Origin of the sequence: Shewanella sp. 11B5 (assembly GCF_002836795.1) — a bacterium.
Lineage (GTDB): Bacteria > Pseudomonadota > Gammaproteobacteria > Enterobacterales > Shewanellaceae > Shewanella > Shewanella frigidimarina.
This window is the reverse complement of sequence record NZ_PJAP01000997.1, coordinates 1-2,765: the sequence shown is the minus strand read 5'-3', so window position 1 is coordinate 2,765 and position 2,765 is coordinate 1. Positions and strand designations below refer to the sequence as shown.

2 protein-coding genes are annotated in these 2,765 nt (G+C 41.0%); both read right to left on the bottom strand.

The window, feature by feature from the left end; translation table 11 throughout:
• Positions 1–451: 451 nt before the first annotated feature.
• On the bottom strand, positions 452–1,501 hold the full coding sequence (dusA, locus tag CXF78_RS19420; protein WP_102037683.1) for a tRNA dihydrouridine(20/20a) synthase DusA: 1,050 nt from the start codon (positions 1,499–1,501) through the stop codon (positions 452–454).
• A gap of 469 nt (positions 1,502–1,970) precedes the next feature.
• A complete protein-coding gene (locus CXF78_RS19415; RefSeq protein WP_102037682.1) occupies positions 1,971–2,480 on the bottom strand; it encodes a hypothetical protein in 510 nt (169 codons plus the stop codon).
• Positions 2,481–2,765: the final 285 nt, after the last annotated feature.

The window sequence follows — 2,765 nt, the reverse complement described above, 5'->3', positions numbered from 1 at the left end:
GCTAAAAAGTCGTCATAAATAACCCAATATCAGCGCAACACTGAGATGCTACAGCACAATAAGAGCTTAAATAAGTGACTGGATTAGTGGTTGAATTAGCGGCGAGATTAATGGTTGGTGAGTGAGATGTGAGGTCTAATCGTCACGCTGAAAGAGTTAATAATTGAGATAATGGGTGAGTCAATAATTAAGAAAATATCAGAAAAAGTGACTAGGTCTTATCATAGGTAATTGTATTAGCCACTACTGACTAGCAGGCTTTATGGATTCTTGAGCTGATTTTACAAGGGAGTGAAAATCAAAAATCGCCTAATAAAAGGCGCTTTTTATAGGCTAACAGTGGTTTCAACATGACCGCCTGGGCGTTTATTTCACAACGTATCCGATTGAAAGACCTCGCGGCATAATCATCTGAATATAACCTCTGTATATAACCTATTAATAGAAAGAATTATATCAAAGTAGATTCGTCACTGGCCAATGCTTCTGCATCGACAAACTCAGCAGCTTTGAGCACCACCCCAATATCAGCATTAGGCTTATGAGCATTCTCACTCAAATGACGACGCCAGCCACGCGAACCCGGCAATCCTTGGAATAAACCAATCATATGGCGGGTAATGTGATTTAAACGACCACCTTGGGCTAAATGAGCTTCAATATACGGCAACATTTGCTCAATGACTTGCTGACGAGTAATAACCGCTGTATCGAGTCCACACAACTGCTGATCCACTTGCGCCAATATATAAGGGTTTTGATAAGCTTCACGCCCCACCATCACGCCATCTAGCAGGGCTAAATGCAGCTTAGATTCTTCAAGGGTTTTAATGCCACCGTTAATGCTAATGTTCAAGTGCTGATAATCACGCTTTAACTGGTAAACCCGATCATAATCTAACGGCGGGATCTCACGATTTTCTTTCGGACTTAACCCTTGTAACCACGCTTTACGCGCATGAATCGTAAATGCACTACAGCCCTGGGCGCTCACGGTTTCAATAAAATCCGTTAAAAACTGATAACTGTCTTGCTCGTCAATCCCAATACGGGTTTTTACCGTGATCGGAATATCAGTTACCTGCTTCATCGCATCAACACATTGCGCAACTAACGCAGGTTCAGCCATTAAACATGCACCAAAGCGACCATTCTGCACTCTATCAGACGGACACCCTACATTGAGGTTCACTTCATCATAACCGCGCTCAGCAGCCAATTTGGCACACGCCGCTAAATCAACAGCATTAGAGCCACCCAACTGTAACGCCACAGGATGCTCTTGCTCGTTATATGCTAAATAGTCGCCCTTACCTTGCAATATGGCACCCGTAGTGATCATCTCGGTATACAACAAGGCTTTACTCGACATAAGGCGTGCAAAGTAACGATAGTGGAGATCTGTCCAATCCAGCATCGGCGCTATGGAAAAGGTGCGATCAAGCGTATCTGTTGGTATGACTAGCTTTGGCGTTGTATTCACTGAATTTTTTATACTCATAATTTGCGGTATTGATGCACCTTTTTAGCTGCATTTTGGGTAATCGTTGTTGCACAAGGAGCCAGTAAGGAAGTCGTAAATTAGGCTAAAACAACTGGGCTGCCCTAAGTAATGGCTAATTATATCATTAACCCATCATCGAGAAGCAAGTGTCTACTGATTTAGGGGAAAGAACACGATGCGATAGAGTATATTTGTTGGTATGGCTAGCTTTGACGTTGTATTCACTGAATTAACGCTTCTCACTTTTTGAGTTTTTTCACACATTTTAAAACGTTTTTAGTTACTAGGGGGACCCCCATAGGGAGCCATAATGCATTGGGCAAATGGAAGTGGGGAACCAAAATTATGGCGTCTTATAGCATTCATAAACATGATAAAGCTGATAATACACGTAAGTAGCATTAGTTAATTCGCGTAAAGAAAGACTCGCTATTGGCAGCCACGGTTATTGATTAGTTTATTTGGTTTACAGTTGTTTTAATTCAGACCTAAGCGCAGATATTTGACGGTCAATAGATTCGACTTCGGTACTGCCCTGTTGCATAACTGCAGTCATTTCTTGCGCTAGACTTTGCTGCCAAGTTGCACCCGCTAAATTATTGTTAGCTCGCTTACCAGTTGTACGCAATTGTTCAATTTTGTCATCACGATCTTTGAACGCTTTTTTCCGTTCTTTTTCGAGGTTTCTAATTTCACGTTCAATTTTTTGTTTACGTAAGTATTGAGCGATTTCAGCTTTTTTATCACGCGGATTAACAGCACTATCCTGTTGCCTTGCATCTATTGTCTCGTTCGTTAGGTTTTCAGGGTAACCTCTTGATGGTGCAACCACACTACCTACATTACTTAAATCTAACGGTTCACTTTGGTCGTCGCACGGGTCTGCTTGATACTTACCATCCGCACACTTATATACTTCTGCAGAAGCTGAAGCTGACACCATTATTAAAATAACGATTAATGATTTTCCATCCATAGAACACCTCTTATTTAGTTATTTTTATTGTACAACGGTAGGTTTTTTCATCAAAATAAAATTAATATTAAAATTCATGAAATCTAAACAACAATAGTTTAAGGAGCAAAAAGCAGAGTCAACGAAGGTTTATCTTCTTACCACTTTTCACAACGGCACTTTGCACGACAGCATTTTTGCTTCACCAAATCGGACAACTCGCGATACTGGGTACTTAATACGGCTTCACGCAGCCTATTTTCACTTGTTATATACCGTTTGGCTGCTCGATACTATGTTCTGTTG

Excerpts from the sequence above, each read along its gene's own strand:
- dusA (WP_102037683.1), bottom strand. The coding sequence starts at position 1,501 with ATGAGTATAAAAAATTCAGTGAATACAACGCCAAAGCTAGTCATACCA.
- CXF78_RS19415 (WP_102037682.1), bottom strand. The coding sequence starts at position 2,480 with ATGGATGGAAAATCATTAATCGTTATTTTAATAATGGTGTCAGCTTCA.